15 protein-coding genes and 1 pseudogene are annotated in these 17,792 nt (G+C 72.6%); 5 read left to right on the forward strand and 11 right to left on the reverse strand.

Annotation, left to right across the window (positions count from 1 at the left end; genetic code table 11):
- Positions 1-80: 80 nt before the first annotated feature.
- The 6 genes from ACFC1X_RS26780 to ACFC1X_RS26805 all read right to left on the reverse strand — a co-directional run bounded on the left by ACFC1X_RS26780 (position 81) and on the right by ACFC1X_RS26805 (position 7,091).
- Positions 81-1,163 carry a S1 family peptidase gene (locus tag ACFC1X_RS26780; protein ID WP_376357768.1) on the reverse strand — a complete coding sequence of 361 codons (1,083 nt, stop codon included), beginning with the start codon at positions 1,161-1,163 and terminating at the stop codon, positions 81-83.
- Between the two features lie 397 nt (positions 1,164-1,560).
- Positions 1,561-2,463, reverse strand: coding sequence for a S1 family peptidase (locus tag ACFC1X_RS26785; protein WP_376357771.1), 903 nt, complete (start codon positions 2,461-2,463; stop codon positions 1,561-1,563).
- A gap of 204 nt (positions 2,464-2,667) precedes the next feature.
- Positions 2,668-3,453 carry a DUF1684 domain-containing protein gene (locus ACFC1X_RS26790; RefSeq protein WP_376357774.1) on the reverse strand — a complete coding sequence of 262 codons (786 nt, stop codon included), beginning with the start codon at positions 3,451-3,453 and terminating at the stop codon, positions 2,668-2,670.
- 4 nt (positions 3,454-3,457) lie between these two features.
- Complete coding sequence (locus tag ACFC1X_RS26795; RefSeq protein ID WP_376357777.1) at positions 3,458-4,483, reverse strand: LLM class flavin-dependent oxidoreductase; 1,026 nt, start codon at positions 4,481-4,483, stop codon at positions 3,458-3,460.
- Positions 4,480-5,559: an LLM class flavin-dependent oxidoreductase gene (locus ACFC1X_RS26800; RefSeq protein ID WP_376357780.1), complete on the reverse strand. Its 1,080-nt coding sequence runs from the start codon at positions 5,557-5,559 to the stop codon at positions 4,480-4,482. Before ACFC1X_RS26800 ends, ACFC1X_RS26795 begins: the two co-directional genes overlap by 4 nt.
- Positions 5,560-5,900: 341 nt before the next feature.
- Positions 5,901-7,091 (reverse strand): DUF5685 family protein, encoded by a 1,191-nt coding sequence (locus ACFC1X_RS26805; RefSeq protein ID WP_376357783.1) that lies wholly within the window; start codon positions 7,089-7,091, stop codon positions 5,901-5,903.
- Between the two features lie 289 nt (positions 7,092-7,380).
- Here ACFC1X_RS26805 and ACFC1X_RS26810 point away from each other — a divergent pair, with 289 nt between their 5' ends.
- Positions 7,381-7,818: a cell division protein SepF gene (locus ACFC1X_RS26810; RefSeq protein ID WP_122617409.1), complete on the forward strand. Its 438-nt coding sequence runs from the start codon at positions 7,381-7,383 to the stop codon at positions 7,816-7,818.
- 63 nt (positions 7,819-7,881) lie between these two features.
- On the opposite strand, the gene ACFC1X_RS26815 is transcribed toward ACFC1X_RS26810, so the two are convergent.
- Positions 7,882-9,075, reverse strand: a complete 1,194-nt coding sequence (locus tag ACFC1X_RS26815; protein ID WP_376357786.1) for an acyl-CoA dehydrogenase family protein — start codon at positions 9,073-9,075, stop codon at positions 7,882-7,884.
- Positions 9,076-9,357: 282 nt separating this feature from the next.
- Positions 9,358-10,959 carry an MFS transporter gene (locus ACFC1X_RS26820; protein ID WP_376357789.1) on the reverse strand — a complete coding sequence of 534 codons (1,602 nt, stop codon included), beginning with the start codon at positions 10,957-10,959 and terminating at the stop codon, positions 9,358-9,360.
- Between the two features lie 257 nt (positions 10,960-11,216).
- Here ACFC1X_RS26820 and ACFC1X_RS26825 point away from each other — a divergent pair, with 257 nt between their 5' ends.
- Both ACFC1X_RS26825 and ACFC1X_RS26830 read left to right on the forward strand, forming a co-directional pair.
- Positions 11,217-12,404, forward strand: coding sequence for a glycosyltransferase family 39 protein (locus ACFC1X_RS26825; protein WP_376357792.1), 1,188 nt, complete (start codon positions 11,217-11,219; stop codon positions 12,402-12,404).
- A gap of 238 nt (positions 12,405-12,642) precedes the next feature.
- Positions 12,643-13,662: a phosphatase PAP2 family protein gene (locus ACFC1X_RS26830; protein ID WP_376357794.1), complete on the forward strand. Its 1,020-nt coding sequence runs from the start codon at positions 12,643-12,645 to the stop codon at positions 13,660-13,662.
- Between the two features lie 7 nt (positions 13,663-13,669).
- On the opposite strand, the gene ACFC1X_RS26835 is transcribed toward ACFC1X_RS26830, so the two are convergent.
- From ACFC1X_RS26835 to ACFC1X_RS26845, 3 genes and pseudogenes are all read right to left on the reverse strand, one after another.
- The gene (locus ACFC1X_RS26835) at positions 13,670-13,885 is read right to left on the reverse strand and encodes an I78 family peptidase inhibitor (RefSeq protein WP_161327356.1); all 216 of its coding nucleotides are present in this window, start codon (positions 13,883-13,885) and stop codon (positions 13,670-13,672) included.
- A gap of 335 nt (positions 13,886-14,220) precedes the next feature.
- Positions 14,221-15,217, reverse strand: a pseudogene (locus ACFC1X_RS26840) (helix-turn-helix transcriptional regulator).
- Between the two features lie 46 nt (positions 15,218-15,263).
- Entirely contained in the window at positions 15,264-16,085 is an 822-nt protein-coding gene (locus ACFC1X_RS26845) for a hypothetical protein (protein WP_376357798.1), read from the reverse strand.
- Positions 16,086-16,493: 408 nt separating this feature from the next.
- Here ACFC1X_RS26845 and ACFC1X_RS26850 point away from each other — a divergent pair, with 408 nt between their 5' ends.
- Together ACFC1X_RS26850 and ACFC1X_RS26855 are read left to right on the forward strand one after the other, a co-directional pair.
- Positions 16,494-17,294, forward strand: coding sequence for a hypothetical protein (locus ACFC1X_RS26850; protein WP_376357801.1), 801 nt, complete (start codon positions 16,494-16,496; stop codon positions 17,292-17,294).
- A gap of 75 nt (positions 17,295-17,369) precedes the next feature.
- Positions 17,370-17,660: a hypothetical protein gene (locus tag ACFC1X_RS26855; RefSeq protein WP_376357804.1), complete on the forward strand. Its 291-nt coding sequence runs from the start codon at positions 17,370-17,372 to the stop codon at positions 17,658-17,660.
- Positions 17,661-17,792: the final 132 nt, after the last annotated feature.

Raw genomic sequence — 17,792 nt, forward strand, 5'->3', positions numbered from 1 at the left:
GCACGCACGCGCGGAAGCACACACGCGGAAGTCCCGCCCCACAAGGGACGGGACTCCTGCGTGCTGCGTACCGCTCGTGCTCAGCCGATCTGCGTACCGGTGGCCGACAGGGCCTCCGTCACCGGCTGGAAGAAGGTCTCGCCGCCGGAGGTGCAGTCGCCGCTGCCGCCGGAGGTGAGGCCGACCGCCTTGTCGCCCGAGAAGAGCGAGCCGCCGCTGTCGCCGGGCTCGGCGCAGACGTCGGTCTGGATCAGGCCGTTGACGATGTCGCCGTTGCCGTAGTTGACGGTGGCGTCGAGGCCGGTGACCTTGCCGGAGTGCACCTGGGTGGTGGAGCCGCTGCGGGTCACCTCCATGCCGACGGTGGCGTCGGCGGCGCCCGAGATGGCCTGGGTGGAGCCGTTGTAGAGGTTGACCTCGCTCGGGTGGTCCACGTCGCCGCTGTACTTGACCAGGCCGTAGTCGTTGTCCGGGAAGCTGGACGTCACGTTCTCGCCGAGCTGGGTGCCGGAGGAGTCCTGCCAGCTGGTGATGCCCTCGGTGCAGTGCCCGGCGGTCAGGAAGTGCGGCTCGCCGCCCTTGGTGACGTTGAAGCCGAGCGAGCAGCGCCCGCTGCCGTCGGTGATGGCGTCGCCGCCCGCGATGAAGGGCTTGTACTCACCCTTGGTGCGCTTGAGTTCGGCCTTGGCGCCGAGCCCGTCGACCACCTTGGTCAGCTTGGTCAGCTCGGCCTTGGAGACCGTGCGGTCCGCGGTGACGACGACCTTGTTGGTGGTCGGGTCGGTCGCCCAGGACGTGCCCGGGATGGCCGCGTCCTCGGTGAGGGTGGTGCGCGCGCTCTTCAGCTCGGCGAGCGAGTTCTCGACGACTCTCGCCTTGGCGCCGGCCTCCTCGACGGTCTGCGCGGCGGCCTTGTCGAGCACGTTGACCACGAGGCTCTTCGCCTGTGCGTCGTAGTACGTGCCCGCGGCGTCGGTGCCGAGGTCGCCGAGGAGCGTGGAGGCGAGCTTTCCGGCCGCCGTGACCGAGAGAGTCTCGGGGGCGGCGGACTGCGGCGCCTCACTGGCGTTCGCACTCTGGAAGGTGACTCCCGCCGCGACCAGTGCGGTGATGCCCGCGCCTACGACTGCGGCCCGTCGCCTGGGTATCCGTCGGTGCTTCAACTCATGTCCTCCTGTGGGGGGTCGGCCCGGGAGGTTGTGGGGACCTCGCGAACCGGAAGGCTGGTTGACGAGCGCTAACTCTTCCGATTCCACAGGGAGCACACAAGGTCGACTTCAGGACGTGCGCACGACAACTCCAGCGTGGTCACACGACCTTCACCATTCATGTCCCTTCCAGCAGGATTCACGGAGCGAACGCACCAGCAAACGCTACGGGCGAGTAACCGAAGACCGGCCGAACCGGCCCCACCCTGTCTGAAAACCACCCCTTGCCTTCCGGCCGTCGGGTGTGCATCTACACGCGGTGGTCGCGCGGAGACCTCCGGACCGGGGCACGGAAGAGCCCCCGCACACCGGTTGGTGTACGGGGGCTCGTTGTGCTGCCGACCGGGCCGGACTAGTAGACGCTGACGCCGTAGGCGCTCAGGGCCTCGGTGACCGGCTGGAAGAACGTCGTACCGCCGGAGCGGCAGTTGCCGCTGCCGCCGGAGGTCAGACCGTACGCGGTGCCGTTGCTGCCGTAGAGCGAACCGCCGGAGTCGCCGGGCTCGGCGCAGACCGTGGTCTGGATCAGGCCGCCGACGACGTCACCGCCGCCGTAGTTGACGGTGGCGTTCAGGGCGGTGACCCGGCCGCTGTGGGTGCCGGTGGTGGAGCCGTCACGGATGACGGTGGTGCCCACGCTCGGGGTGGCCGCGCGGGTGATGTCCACGCCGTTCGCGGTGCCGGGCCGGCTGACGGACCCCGTGTACCGCACGATGCCGTAGTCGTTGCCCGGGAAGCTGGAGCCCGCCGTCTGTCCGATGACGGTGCCTCCGGAGCTGGAGCGCCAGGCGCCGGCGCCGTCGGTGCAGTGACCGGCGGTCAGGAAGTACTCGGTGCCGTTGCTCGCCCGGACGTTGAAGCCGAGGGAGCAGCGCCAGCTGCTGGCGTAGATGGCGTCGCCGCCCTGGATGAGCTTGTTGAACGTGCCGGGTGTGCGCTTGACCGTGAGCGCGCCGGCCTTGTCGCCCGCCTGCTCCTTGATCTTCGCGATCTCGGCCTGGGAGACGGTGCTGTCGACGGTGAGCAGCACCCGGCCGGACTTACTGTCGACGGCCCAGGCGGTGCCCGGGACGTCGGCCTTGAGCACCGCGCCGCTGGCACTGCTGAGTTCGGCGGCGCTGAAGGTGGCCGGGGCGGGTGCCGCGGTCGCGCTGGGGATCGCGACGGCGGCCGCGGCCACGAGGCCGGTGGATACGGCGATCAGCCGAGTCCGTCTCGTGATGCCGCTGCGGGGGGTAGTGCGCTTGATCCTCACTTTTCGTTCCTCCACATGGGAAGTCGGGGGCCCTCGTGTGGGGTTGGGCCCGTGAGGCGCAGCCATGGGCGGACCTCCGGGTTCCGGATGCGTCGTGCCCCTGACAAGCGCTGAGGTTGGAGTATTCGGCCGAACGACCGGTCGGCGCAAGGGTGCCTTTCGGCCGTTGATCTTTGAACGATCTTTACCAACCCCCGCTGAACCTCAGCGCAGTTCCCGCTCTCCGGCCTCGACGCGGACCACCAGCGTGTTCCCCGGCGGCGGGAAGGGACAGACGAAGTGGTCGGCGAACGCGCACGGCGGCAGCAGCGCGCGGTTGAGGTCGACCGTCGTACGGCCCTCGGCGTCCGGCGCGGCCGGGCGCAGGAACCGGAAGCGGTAACTGGTGCTTCCGCTGGTGCCGTCGGCGAAGACCGCCCACAGCGAACCGTCGTCCTCGACGCTCACCTGGAGCGTGTGCTCCCGCCCGCCCAGGGCGAAGGCCAGCTCCCCGCCGAGGGCCAGGCCGCGCTCCCTGCCGTCCGCGTTCGGCACCCGCACACTGCGCCGCCCGGTCTCGTACGGCGTGAAACGCCCCGGCACCGACCAGCGCGGATCGTACGGAGTGGCCGCGATGGAGCGGAACGCCCGCCGCGGACCGGCCGCCGGGTCGAAGTCACGCACGCCCCACAGGCCCTCGCGGACCAGCACGACCAGCCGCCGCTCCCCGAGCGCCACCCGGGCCTCACCGGCCGGCCCGGCGTCGGCGGTGAGCCGCACCTCGCCGTCGAGGGGCCGCCCGTCCACGGTGAGCCCATCGGCACCCGTGGCCGTCAGCAGCACCGCGTCGCCGTCCGCCGTCCACCGCCCGGGGATGTCCGGAAGTTGCCCGTCCGGATAGTCCGCCAGCCAGTGCGTGCCGGTGAGGGCGAGCGGCCCGTAGGGTGCCGACACCGTCGCCACGCGGTGTTCGTGCCACCGCTTCCACTCGTCGGATGCGTCCGTCGTCATGGGATCAACCCTTCCATACCGGTTCGCCCAGACCGAGGTGGGAACGGAGGGTGGCGCCCTCGTACGCGGTACGGAACGCGCCGCGCTCCTGCAGCAACGGGACCACCCGGTCCACGAACGCGTCCAGCCCGCCCGGGGCCGGGTGCGGTACGAGGACGAAGCCGTCGGCGGCGTCCCGCGCCACGAACTCCGTCAGTTCGGCGGCGACGTGCTCGGGGGTGCGGGCCCCGGCGGCGGTGTCGCCGAGGACCACGGTGACACCGGACATGATCTTGAGGTCGTCCGGGTCGCGGCCGTACGCCGCCAGGCGCCGCTTCACATCGGCATAGAAGGCGCGGCAGGCCTCCAGGGTGCCGTGCCGCGCGAGGACCACGTCGGCCGAGGACGCGGCGAACTCCCGGCCCTCCTCGGAGCCGCCCGCCTGGATCACCACCGGGTGCCCCTGCGGGGAGCGGGGCAGGGTGAACTCGCCCGCGATGTCGAAGTGCCGCCCGTGGTGGGCGAAGGGGCGGGGGGTGCCGTCGGGGGTCCAGGAGTCCCACAGTTCCCGCGCGGTGGCCACGAACTCGGTGGCGCGGACGTACCGCTCGGACCGGTCGAGGTGGCCGCGGCGCCGGAAGTTCTCGCCGGTGGAGGCGTCGGAGGAGGTCACCACGTGCCAGGCCGCCCGGCCGCCGCTGAGGTGGTCCAGGGTGGCGAGCCGGCGGGCGAGTTCGAAGGGCTCGTTGAAGGTGGCGGTGGCGGTGGCGGCCAGCCCGAGGCGCTCGGTGACGGCGGCGAGGGCGTTCAGTACGGTCAGGGACTCGGGGCGGCCGACCACGTCGGGGTCGGGGACGCGGCCCTCGTGCTCGCCCGGCCGCGGCTCCTCCGCGAGGAGGAAGAAGTCGAACAGGCCGCGCTCGGCGGTGCGGGCGAGGTGTTCGAAGGAGGCGAACTCGAGCTGCGGGCCCGAGCGCGGATCGGCCCGGACGGTCGTGTGGCCGGCGCCCGGGAAGTGCGCGGCCAGGTGCATCCTCTTGGGTCCGGTCATGACGCTCCCCGCGCGACGGCGTACTGGTTGGCGGGCCGGGCCAGGCCCAGGTGGTCCCGGAGCGTGCCGCCCGGGTAGAAGGTGCGGAACAGTCCCCGGTGCCGGAGCAGGGACACGGTGCCGTTGACGAGGCGCTCCAGGTCGCGGCGCGGCTCGACCGGCCTCAGGTGGAAGCCGTCCACGGTGCCGTCCCGGTGCCAGGCGGCGATGAGTTCGGCCAGGTCGACGGGGCCGCCGCGGTAGAGCGGGCCGCGCGGTGTGGGCCGGGGGCCGCCTCCGCCGTGGCCGGGGTCGGCCGCGTACTCGCCGGACCCGAGGTCGATGTCCAGGGCCGCGAGGACCCGCAGGCCGTCGGGGTCCCGGCCGTACGCCGCCGCGGACGCCCGCAGTTCGGCCCGCGCGGCGGCGGCCCGACCGGGGTCAGCGGTGCGGACGAGGGCCACGTCGGCGTACCGGGCGGCGACCGCGCGGGCCGGCCCGCCGGTGGCGTCCACCACGCGCACGGGGTGTCCCTGCGGGGGCCGCGGCACGAGCGAGGGGCCCCGGACCGAGAAGGCGGAGCCGGTGAAGTCGACGTGGTGCAGCTTGTCCCGGTCGACGAAGCGGCCGGTGGCCACGTTCAGGATCTCGGCGTCGTCCTGCCTGCTGTCCCACAGGCGGGCCGCCACGTCGGCGACCTCGCCGGCCTCCTGCCACAGCGCGTCGGCGGGCGCGGCCTGCCGCCGGCCGAAGAGGCGGGCCTCGCCCTCGGTGGTGGACACCTCGATCCGCCAGCCGGCCCGGCCGCGGCTGACCCAGTCGAGGGTCGCCACGGCGGCCTGGACGTGGAAGGGCTCGGTGTGGGTGGTGGTGAGGGTGGGGACCAGGCCGACGCGCCGCGTGGCGGGCGCCACCCGGGCCAGGACGGCCGACGCGTCGGGGCCGGGGCGGGCGAGGCCGTCGTCCAGCGTCACGAAGTCGAGCGTGCCGCGTTCGGCGAGGCGCGCCGCCGCCAGGTACTCGTCGGCGTCGTACACCGACCGCCGGTCTAGGGCGGCGGCCAGATGCAGCCGCCGGGGGCCGCGGGAGGAGGACATGCGAAGGCTCCGTGACATCGAGTCAGTCGGACACGGTGGGTGGTGCCTTCACACGGCCGAGCCCCTCAGCAGGACCGTCCGCCGAGAGTACGGCGGTGTTTCGGTCGGCTGTCAAGAGCGTCCCCGCGTGCGTCCACACTGTGAGCCGCACGTCTCAATTCGTTGACGCGGAACCGGATGCCTGTTCCACTTGGCCCATGCATCCACAGCAGTGGCTGGTCACGCGCTCCCACATCGACTTCGGTCGAGTGTGGTCCTGTTCCTGTTGAGCCGACCCCCTGCCCGGGTCTGACGTTCCGTCTCCCGCCTTCACACACGCATGCCCCTCCCTCTCGCCACACTCAGCAGCTGCACCCGCAGTCGCACCCGTCGCACCCGCACCCGTCGCCGTCACAGCAGTTGCTGCAGCAGTCGCAGCAGCTGCAGCACCCGTCGCACCCGCTGCAGTCGCAGTTGGTGCACGAGCCCTCCTTGCGCTCCCTGCTCCACGGGTCGTGGTAGGTGCCGCAGCACAGCTGGCACGTACAGGCCAGCCCGACCCACACGGCGCACCCCGCGAGCAGCCCCCGCCGGTCGCGCCGGGGCGGCTCCGGGGGCGTCGGCCCACCGGGATCACCGGGCGCGCCCGGGGTGCCGGGAGGGGCGTACGGATGGCCGCCGTGGGCGCACGACACGGTGCCGAACGCGCGGTCTACGGAGTTGCCCAACTCGTGCACGAGCAGCCGGTGCACCAGCCGCCCGTCGCCGAACTCCGCCTCGCGCAGGGCGAGCCGCACCCCGCGCACCGCGTCGTCGGCGAGCCGCCGGGCCTCGGTGAGCGGGGTCCCGGTCGCGGTGAGCGGGTTCCAGGCGCCGGACGCGGCGTCGGCCTCCCGGTCCTCCACGGCGTCCAGGAGATGGGCGAGCCGGCCGAAGAGGCGCCCGGCCTCGGCGAGCGGCTCGGCGTTGTGCGGGCGGCCGGCGAGGTGCGCGGTGTGTGCGAAGGCGGCGGCGGTGGCGGTCTCGGTCGGCTCGGTGACCGTGAGCAGCGGTGTGCCGGGCCCGGCGAGCGCCTCGATGCCGCCCTGCCGGTCCACGGCGTCGACCAGGACGGCGGTGTCGAACCCGACGGCACTGCCGCCGCGCGCTCCCGCCGCGTCCCAGCCGGTGGCGACCCGGCGGGCGGCGAGGGCCACCGGACGGCGCGCCAGCAGGCCGTCCCCGTCGGCGACATGGTCGCGCACCTTGGCCGAGGCCAGCACCAGTGAGACGGCCGCCGCGAGCCGGGCGCCCTCGCCGTGCGCGACGGACGCGGTACGCATCCCGCGCAGCGGACAGGGCCCGGCGGTGCGCCGCCCGGCCCCCGCGCCACCGCTCCCGGCCTGAGCCTCCGTCAAAACCGATATGAGCAGCCCGTCATAGTTCGTCACGATCCGCGCGAACTGTCCGTGGTCCTTGCGCAGAGCGAGACACAACCCGCACAAATGCGCCATCCACTGGCTCGTGAGGCTCTCTCCGAGCCGGTGCCTGCACGGCCTGACTATTCCGAACACGACGCTCCCCCGTGGTTGGTACGACGCTGAGCTGCGGCATCGTACCGAGCGCCCCGTTCACCCGTACGCACCCCGTCTCACCCGTCCGCCGCGAAGAATCATATTTCACTCACAGTCAGCAGCCGTTTGGGAAACGACCCTTGGGACACAAGGACTCTCGACGGATTCGCTGTGCACCAGTACCGTCACAAACCCCCCGGGCGGCGTCTATCCACTTGGCGCGACGTCCGCATCATGGATGACCATAGGGATGCGGAAGCACGAAAGACCGCTGTGAGAGGAGGCGTCCATGGGATCGGTACGCAAGGCGAGTGCGTGGCTCGGCCTCGTCGACGACAACGATGACGAGCGTTACTACGACGACGACTACTCCGAGGGCACCGAGTCCGGGGACGCCTGGGTCACGGACCCGCGGGTGAAGGTGGCCTCGGACGTGGCCGAGGAGAAGGGCCGCCGCATCGCGACCGTCACCCCGGACAGCTTCCGGGACGCACGGTCCATCGGCGAACTGTTCCGGGAAGGGGTCCCGGTCATCATGAACCTGACGGCCATGGAGGCGACCGACGCCAAGCGCGTCGTCGACTTCGCCGCCGGGCTCATCTTCGGCCTGCGCGGTTCGATCGAGCGGGTCTCCACCCGGGTCTTCCTGCTCAGCCCGGCCGACACCCAGGTCATCAGCGGCGAGCCCGCCGCGCACCGTTCCGACGGTTTCTTCAACCAGAGCTGAGGCGGGGCCGTTCACCACGGCCCCGCCCGCCCCACGCCGGACTCCCCCGGGACCTGACCCGTCCTACCGGAAGGCGTCGAGTCCGGTGAGCGCCTTGCCCAGCACCAGCTGGTGCATCTCGACGGTGCCCTCGTAGGTGAGCACCGATTCCAGGTTCGTCGCGTGCCGCATGACGGGGTATTCGAGGGAGATCCCGTTGGCGCCGAGGATCGTGCGGGCCGTGCGGCAGATGTCGATGGCCTCGCGCACGTTGTTGAGCTTGCCGAAGCTGACCTGCTCGGGACGCAGGCGGCCGGCGTCCATGCGGCGCCCGAGGTGGTGGGCGAGCAGGATCCCCTTGTGCAGTTCGACCGCCATGTCGGCGAGCTTGGCCTGGGTCAGCTGGAAGCCGCCGATGGGCCGCCCGAACTGCTCCCGCGACTTCGCGTACTCCACGGCCGCCTCGAAGGAGCTGCGGGCCGCGCCCATCGAACCCCAGACGATGCCGTAGCGGGCGTGGGTGAGACAGCCGAGCGGTCCGCGCAGCCCGGTGGCCTCCGGCAGTACGGCGTCGGCCGGCAGCCGTACGTCGTCCAGGACCAGCTCGCTGGTGACGCTGGCCCGCAGGGACCACTTGTGCTTGATCTCGGGGGCGGAGAAGCCGGGGCTGTCGGTCGGCACCACGAATCCCCGGATGCCGTCCTCGGTCTGCGCCCAGACGACGGCCACGCCGGCCACCGACCCGTTGGTGATCCACATCTTGCGGCCGTTGAGGATCCAGTCTCTGCCGCCGTCCCGCTTGGCGTGGGTGCGCATGTTGGCCGGGTCGGACCCGTGGTCGGGCTCGGTCAGCCCGAAGCACCCGATGACGTCACCGGCGGCCATGCGCGGCAGCCATGCCTGCTTCTGCTCCTCGCTGCCGAAGCGGTGGATGGCGTACATGGCGAGGGAGCCCTGCACGGAGACCAGGGAGCGGATGCCGGAGTCGGCCGCCTCCAGCTCCAGGCAGGCGAGGCCGTACTGCACGGCGGTGGCGCCGGCGCAGCCGTAGCCCTCCAGCGACATGCCGAGTGCGCCGATGGCGCCGAGTTCGCGGGCGAGGTCCCGGATGCCGGGCAGCTCGCCCTGCTCGTACCAGTCGGCGACGTACGGCAGCACGCGGTCGGCGGCCCAGTCCCGCACGGTGTCCCGGATCGCCAGGTCCTCCGGGTCCAGGAGGTCGTCGATGCCGAGGGGGTCGACGGGGTCGAAGGCGGGCAACTTGGGGGACGAGGCCATGGGACACCCTCCGGGACGATAAAACTAGCAGTGCTAGTTACGGCTCGACGCCGACGTTACGCGGCAGTGTGGCGCACGTCCACCCTGCCTCCCACCCACGCACCACCCGTTCACCGTCGACCGAGAGGCGAACGTCGCCCGTGGCGGTGCACCACCATCGGCGGCTGCGGGTAAGCACGAACCACCCACCGCAAGCCGCCGACGACGCCACACCCCCACTGGCGACGTCCACCCCTCTCTTAGCGGTGAACGGGTGGTGCGTGGGTGGGAGACGGTCCGCGGTCACACCGAGACGCGTGACTCCACCGCGTCCCGCGGCGCGGGCACCGACACCGACTCCTCGCACTGCATCACCCGCGGCAACCGCAACGCCATCACCGCCCCCAGCAACAACAACCCCGCACTCACCACCAACGTCACATGCAGCCCGTGCACAAACGCATCCCCCGCGGCCCGCCGCAGCGCAACCCCCGCAGGCCCCCCCAGCTGCGCGGCAACCTCGTACGCCTCCCCCAACGAATGCCCCGCCGCCGAAGACGCCGACGACGGCACCCCGGGCACACCCCCCGCCACCCCGGGCCCGTACGCCGCGTTCATCACACTCCCCAGCAGCGCGATCCCGATCCCGGCCCCGAGCTGGTACGACGTCTCGCCGATCGCCGCCGCCCCACCCGCCTGCTCCTGCGGCGCCTCACTCAGCATCGACTCGTACGCCCCGAACAGCGTCGTCTCCAGACCGAACCCGAGCAGCACGAACCCGGACAGCATCAGCGCACAGTTGTCGCTCCGCCCCAGTGCCGTCAGCAGCACCACCGCGAAGGCCGTCAGACAGAACCCCGCGCACACCATCCGCCGCGGCCCGAACCGCCGCAGCATCCGCGCGCCCGCCAGCCCCGCCGCCATCGCCGCGAAGGTCAGCGGCAGCAGCCGCAGCCCGGTCTCCAGCGGCGACAGCCCGAGCACCAGCTGCAGGTACTGCGCCGCGATCAGCTCCAGGCCCACCAGCGCCAGCATGGCCAGCACGATGCACCCCACCGACGTACTGAAGGCCGGCCGCCGGAACATCTCCAGGTCCACCAGCGGGTGCGTACGCCGCCGCTGCCGCCGTACGAACCCGACCAGCAGGGCCGCGCCCAGCACCAGCGGCACCACGGTGAACAGGCTCGCCACCGGTTCGCCGCCGCCCAGCCGCTTCACGCCCAGGACGACCCCGAAGAGACCGGCCGCCGCCATCAGCGCGCCGACCACGTCCCAGGGCCCGCGCCCGTCGCCCTTCGACTCGGGCAGCAGCAGCCGCCCCACCGGCAGGCTGACCAGCATCAGCGGGATGTTGACGAGGAAGACCGAGCCCCACCAGAAGTGCTCCAGGAGGAACCCGCCGAGCAGCGGCCCGACCGCCGCGCCCACCGCGGCCACCGCGCTCCAGATGCCGATGGCCAGCGCCCGCTCCCGCCGGTCGGGAAAGACCTGGCGCAGGATCGACAGCGTCGCGGGCATGATCATCGCGCCGCCGACACCGAGCAGCGCGCGGGCCATGATCAGGACCTGGGCGTTGTCGGCGAGGGCCGCCAGCGCGGAGGCGACGCCGAAGAGCGCGTAGCCGAGCAGGAGGACCCGTCTGCGGCCCACCCGGTCACCCAGCGTGCCGAAGAGGATCAGCAGCGAGGCGCAGACCAGCGGATAGATGTCGACGATCCAGAGCAGCTCGATCGCACCGGGCCTGAGGTCCTCGGTGACGGCGGGGACCGCCACGTGGAGGACCGTGGCGTCCACGGCGACGAGCAGCAGGCTGACGCAGAGGACGACCAGGACCACCCAGCGGTTGGCACCGGCCCCGGCAGCCCGACGGCGCAGCTCGACAGCGGCCGTGGTCGTACCGGACATGTACGTACCTCCATGTTCCCTCGCGTCCGGCGGGCTGCGCGGGGTGGGGACTCCCCTGCGGGTCGCCGGAGAGGAGCGGAGGTCTCCGGGCCGTGCAACGGAACGCGAGTGACTGGCCAGATTACGCGAGAGCGCGCACCGCACATGTGGCGGGCCTCACACATCCCGCGTGACCTGTGCGGCATGTGCCACCGCGGCCGCGGTTCCGCCCGCCCCGGCCGACGGGCCGCCGCCCCGCCCGGCCGATAATCGAGCCCGTGACCGATCTTGACACGCGCGCGGCGGACCGCCCCGGTGCCCTGCGCCGGGCCGCCCCGGCGCTCCTGGGCTACGCGGCCGTACGCGCCCTCGGCCTGCTCGCCCTGGCCCTGTGGAGCGCCGCCCGCGACAAGAGCGCGTACACGCTGCTGACGGCCCGCTGGGACTCCCTCTGGTACACGAGGGTCGCCGAGCTGGGGTACGGCTACGAGGTGCGGCTGCCCAACGGGGACGTCCATTCCAACCTGGCGTTCTTCCCGCTGCTGCCGTGGCTGGAGCGGCTCGGGGCGGCGGTGACGCCCCTGTCGTACGCGGATGCCGGGTTCGTCGTGAGCCTGCTCGCCTCGCTCGCCGCGGCCTGGGGGATCTTCGCGGTGGCGGAGCACCTCTACGGCCGCCGCGCCGGCGTCTGCGCCGTGCTGCTGTGGGCGGTGCTGCCGGTCGCGGTCGTGCAGTCGATGGCGTACAGCGAGTCCCTGTTCACGGCGCTGGCCGCCTGGTCGCTGTACGCGGTGCTGACCGGGCGCTGGGTGACGGCGGGGACGCTGGCCGCGCTGGCGGGGCTGACCCGCCCGGTGGGGCTCGCGGTGACGGCGGCGGTGTGGGTGGCCGCGGTCGCGGCATTCGTGCGAAGCCGGAGCGACGCCGTCCCGGACGGCGCCCACCGGCCGGGGCGCGCCCCCGGCGAGGGCGCACGGCGCGTGCTCGGCATGCTCCTCGCACCTCTGGGCGCCGCCGGTTACGTGCTGTGGGTCGGTCACCGCACCGGCGGGGGCCCGCTCGGCTATCTCGACGTGCAGGCCGGCTGGCGCAACGGCTTCGACGGGGGCGCGGCCTTCGCCCGCTTCGTCGCCGGGAAGTTCACGTCGTTCCCGGGGGCCCTGGCGGGCGTGGGACTGATCGTCGGGGTCGCGCTGCTGGTCTGGCTGTACGTGGTGTGCGTACGGCGGCGCCAGCCGCTCGCGCTGCTGGTGTACGCGGGCCTCGTCGTGGTGCTCGCCCTGTGCGCGTCGAGCTACTTCGGATCCAAGCCCCGGCTGCTGCTGCCCGCCTTTCCCCTGCTGCTGCCCCTCGCCGTGGCCCTGGCCAAGCTGCGAACGCCCAGGTCAGCGCTTGTCGTGGGGGCCCTCGCGGTGGTGTCGGCGGTGTACGGGGCGTTCTGGCTGAACGGGTCAGGACCGCCCTGACCGGCCGCGGGCGCCCGGTGGCCGCCGGGAGAATTCCGTACCAGCATTCGGTTAACTAATTCATAAGCACGATAAAACCGCCGACCGGACCGATCAAAGGAATTGAAGTCCACGGCCGGCGGGGATTGCGCATTCGCCGGAAATAGAGCGTCGCCTGAGAGGAATCCCACATCACATCGTCATCACAAACCCGTTGATTCGGCTGGGATCACTCCTCACTCGCTGTAACGTCGATCGGGTGCGTACCGAACGGAAGCTCACCCGTCTGGACCGGGTGTTCGCGAGACTGGACCGGGAGCCGGAACGACCGGCGCTCCTGGCCGTGCCGGAGATGAGCCGGCACAGGATCGCGCTGTTCGCCGGAACCCTCGCGTTCTACCTCGCGATCGTGTGGGCCGTGCTGATCAGCTCGTGGCTGGTCCGGCTCGACTGGCAGGTCATGTTCTTCCGGCCCTACCAGCAGTGGCCGGAGATCCACGCCTTCGTCGACTACTACGTCGTACTGGGCCAGCGCGGCCCCACCGCCGTGATGGTCGCGGCCTGGCTGGGCTGGCGCTCCTGGCGGCAGCACACCCTGCGCCCGCTGCTCGCGCTCGGCGTCTCCCTGCTCCTGCTGAACGTCACGGTCGGTGCCGCCAAGTACGGCATGGGCCGGCTGGGACCGCACTACGCGACCACGATCGGCTCCAACGAGATGTGGCTCGGCGGCGATATATTTCCGAGCGGTCACACCGCGAACGCCGTCGTGACCTGGGGCATCCTGGCCTACCTGGCCTCGACGCCGAGGGCGCGGCGCTGGCTGTCGGCCCTGATGGCGGTCACCTCGCTCGGGGTGGGCATGTCCACCGTCTACCTCGGTACGCACTGGCTGAGCGACGTGCTCCTCGGCTGGGCGGCCGGACTGCTGATCCTGCTGGCGCTGCCCTGGTTCGAACCGCTGATCACCCGCGCCGAGGCCTGGATCCTCGGCCTGCGCGACCGCTGGTACGCCCGCCGCGGCAGCGAGGACGCCACGAGTCGGCCGGCCGGCCCGCCCGTGGTCCTCACCCCGCCGGTGCCCGGCCGGGAGGACGCGCCGTCCCGCGAGCCGGTGGCCTCGCCCCGCACCACCCGCGCCCCGGCGCATCTGGCTCCGGGCCCGCACACGGCGCGCTCGGACCGTACGCCGGTGACCCCCGCGGGCAGCCGACGGCCACCGCACGCCGACCGGCACCCGCGCAACACGGCCCCGGCCGCACGCCCCCTGTCGGGCGGCTGAGCGCGCCTCAGCCCTTCCAGGACCGGGCCACGCGGCCGTCCTTCACCTCGAAGTTGAGGCGGCCCACGCGGTACTCCATGGTGATGATCGTGCCCGGCGCCAGGGACCGCACCGTCGACCAGCCACGCTCGCGCGCCAGCCGCTCGGCCTCGTCGGAATCGAGGCCGACGTAGCCGTCCGGGCTGTCCTGGGGTTCGGCCGGGGGTGTCGGAATCGGTGCCATGCGGCCACGCTATGCCCTGCCCCCGGACCGGGGAAGCCCAGGCCGGTAACACGGGGCGCGGATGCACCTACGGTCACATTTCTGTCACAGGATCACGGGGCGCGTTTTGCGGGAACTCCGTCACACGGACGGACGGTTCTGTACGCCTTTCGCGGACGGGTGAGGTGAATTACCGCGTGTCGCCGCGGACCGTCGAATAGGCGGACGAAATTGGCCCGCAATACGCCCCCGGGCCGGTCCGCATTCCGCACCCGAACATCCCCGAACGAACGTGCGGGCGACTTCGAAATCGCTTACGCGGACCGAACGCGGGACACAGGAAAGACACCCATCGCTCACAGGTTCTCCCCATCTCCCCGAGGCTGCCGGGGCCGGGCCAGGGCCCGGTCGAGCCGGTCGCGCGCCGCCCGCATCGCCTCCGTCAGCGCGGCCGGCTCCAGCACCTCGAAGTCGAAGCCGAGCAGCATCACGTGCACCACCATCACCTCCAGGCTCCCGGCGCCGGTGCGCAGCAGGCAGCTGGCCGGGCCCTCCGCCTCCAGGACTCCCGCCGTGGGCGAGATCCGCTCGGCGGCCTCCGCCAGGGGCACGAACAGCCGCACGGTGGCGTGCGTGGCGTACGCGCGCGTGGAGACGCCCTCGGAGACATAGGCGGCCAGGTCCTCGGCGGGCGGCTCGCGCGGGACGAAGCGGGGGCCGTGCGGCGGCCTGGGCGTGATCCGGTCGGCCCGGAAGGTGCGCCAGTCCGCGCGGTCGAGGTCGAAGGCGACCAGGTACCAGCGACGCTCGGAGCAGACCAGCCGGTACGGCTCGACGGTGCGGCGGCTCTCCCCGCCGTCGTGGCCCCGGTAGCCAAAGCGCAGCCGCTCGCCGTCCCGGCACAGATGGGCCAGCTCGGTCAGGACGGCCGGGTCGACGGCCGCCGACGCGGGGTCCCGCAGCATCGGCACGGTGAAGGCGGTGAGGGCGCCCACGCGACGGCGCAGCCGGTTCGGCAGCACCTGCTCCAGCTTGGCGAGGGCCCGGACGGAGGTCTCGCCGATGCCCTCGACGCCCTGCCCGGCGGCCGCGCGCAGACCGACGGCGACGGCGACCGCCTCGTCGTCGTCCAGCAGCAGCGGCGGCAGCTCGGCGCCCGCGCCCAGCTGGTAGCCGCCACCGGTGCCGGGGCTGGCGTTGACCGGGTAGCCCAGCTCGCGCAGCCGGTCCACGTCCCGGCGCACGGTGCGCGGGGAGACACCGAGCCGTGTCGGCCAGGTCGGTGCCGGACCACTCGCGGTGGGCCTGGAGAAGGGAGAGCAGGCGCAGCAGTCGTGCCGAGGTCTCGAGCATGGCGCCGAGTCTGCCAGCGGTCGAGGACAGGTTCTGTCCGCGAGGGTCAGGACTCCAGCGGGACGACGGAGAGCGACAGGTCGTTGTCGTCCGTGTAGTACGGCCCGGCCGCCACGGGGCCGGCCGCGGTGAGCACCCGCGCGCGGGGATAGGTGAGGACCGGGTGCTTGTCGGCGACGTCGTCCAGCAGCCGCGCCAGGCGCACGACCGGGCCGGACTCACCGGCGGGCCGCAGCCACAGGTCCCAGTCGCCCGGCGCCAGGGTGTCGTAGCGCACGGTGAAGCCGAAGTCGGTCCGCTCGGTGACGACGTCCACCCGCCGTACGCCCTCCTCGTCCCCGTCGGCGGCGGTCCTGGCCCGCAGCTCGGCGTGGGCGCCGGAGGTCAGCTGAGTGCCGTACACCCGCCCGCGCACGGCCAGGCCGCCGTTCACCAGCCCCAGCTCCGCCGTCTCCGCGTGCGGGGCGCGCAGCCAGCTGCGGACGGTGAGGTTGCCCTGGCGGGTGGCGTACGGGATGCGGACGGCGACGTGGCCGAGCAGCCCGCCGGGGATGCGGGCGGCGAGGGAGCGCAGGTCGGTGACGCCGGGCACCAGGCGCCTGGGCTCGCCGTCGGACAGGGCGGCGTAGGCGTCCCAGCGGCCCTCGGGCAGGGAGACGCTGCTGGGCAGCGCGGCGCGCAGCAGGCCCTCGGCGGCCGGCGCCAGCGGCAGGCTGACCGTCTCCTCGGCGTCGGTGTCGCGGCGGCGCAGGATGAGCAGGGCCGCCCCGGTGTTCCCGCGCGCGGCGACGTCGAAGGTCAGGCCGCCCGCGGAGTCGCCGACGCAGTCGGCGCGCAGCGGAGCGGCCGGTGGGTTCGGCGTCGTCATGCGATGCGGTTCCTCCCTGGGCTTCTCATCGTCCGGTTAGACCCGGAACCCTGCCTTCTGGTTGTTCGTGTCCGATTGCGATGTGGTCACGACCGGAGTATCGGCCGGGACCACGGCCTTTTCCAGTCACCCAATTCATTCACTGATTTCCTGATTTGTCGACTTGCGGCGACGACGATCACGGTCCGCGTCCGGGCTCAACCCCCTTCCACCGCAGGTCACTTGGGTGCATCCCCGCGAAGGTGGCCGGGAGACGATCACGCGCGTCGCACGGTTCGATTCCGTTGGCCATGGGGCGTGACTCCCGCCACAGATCACCCGTTGTCTTTGCATGAGCCGGGGACCCGCCCGGACCACGGACCAGGAGCCACCCGGTCCGGTCACGCACCGCATCCCGAGGGAGCCCCCGTGCCGCGCATGCTCGACGTCAGCGACGACGTACGCGCCGAGATCGGCGACGAAGAAGCCGACCGCCTGCTCGCCGGGGAGTCCGCCCCGGGCAGCTACGACTGCACGTCCTGTCGCACCCCGGGCGACTGCGAGCAGGAGCGCACCAGCACCGTTCTCTTCATCGGCGACGAGACCGCGGTCCTCGCCTTCGCCCACGCCGGCTGCCTGCCCTCGCAGGTCGTCAAGGTCACCGAGGCGCAGCTCCAGGGCGCCGTGCGGTCCATCAACGCCGACCAGGCCGCCCGGCCCGAGCAGCAGCGGCCCGCCCCGCCCGAGCAGGCCCCCGAGCAGGCGGTGCTCGGCGTGACCAGCGGTCTGGTCCTGATCGCCGGGGAGCTGCACCCGGCCCTCGTGGTGGAGCCGACCGCGCCGATCGCGCGGCCCGGGACGGCCGGCGCCGGGGACGACTTCCTGCCGCTGCTGATCGAACAGGGCTTCATGCCGGTCACCGAGCTGGCCTCCACGCCCTCCGTGCTGCACGGCTGGTCGGTGCTGCTCGCGATGGGTCAGCTGCACGCGGTGCTGCAGCCCGGCACGGACGGCGGCCGGCCGGTGGCCTGGTGGCAGGCGCACCAGCCCCTCCAGGTCACCGAGGGCTGGCGCACGGCGGCCAACAAGCACCAGCAGGTACTGATGTTCGCGGCGCCCGTGGGCTCGATCGGCCGGCAGCCGCGCGAGGACCTGCTGCGGGACGCGCTGGACAAGGCAGCGGCGGGCGGACAGCTGGTCGCGGCGGCGCTGCCGCTGGCGGGAACCTGACCGGAGATTCACGCGGGTGCCGGGCGGCCGCCACCTGGGCCGCATCCCTTCCCGCGTGAGGTCGTTTGGACATACGTGTACGCATACGACGCCTTCCACCGCCATGGCGGCCCCTCGACCACGCCGATCTACGACGCGCTCTACGCCGAGTACGTCAGGTCCTTCCGATCGCTGCCGGGCGATCGCAGCGGTGAGGAGGAGCTGGGGTTCACCGCCTTCCGGAGCATCCCGCGCGGCAGAGGCTCGTACAGCGCCTACAGCGCGGGGGCCCAGAGCGCCCGCGTCGGCCAGCAGTCGGTGTGGCAGCGGGTCGGGACCCAGCACGTCCCGGCGGCGCTGCCACCGGCCCCGCGCAGGGGTGTCTGACGGCCACCCCGTACGACGAGAGAGGGTGACCCCGGCCGGGGGGCCCCGCTCTCGTCGGACGACCAGGGTCTTTATCACATCTACGAGCCCCCCGGTCGTTAATCTAACGGGGTTGGCGGGGGGGGGGGGGTT

This window comes from Streptomyces sp. NPDC056128 (assembly GCF_042263835.1).
Lineage (GTDB): Bacteria > Actinomycetota > Actinomycetes > Streptomycetales > Streptomycetaceae > Streptomyces.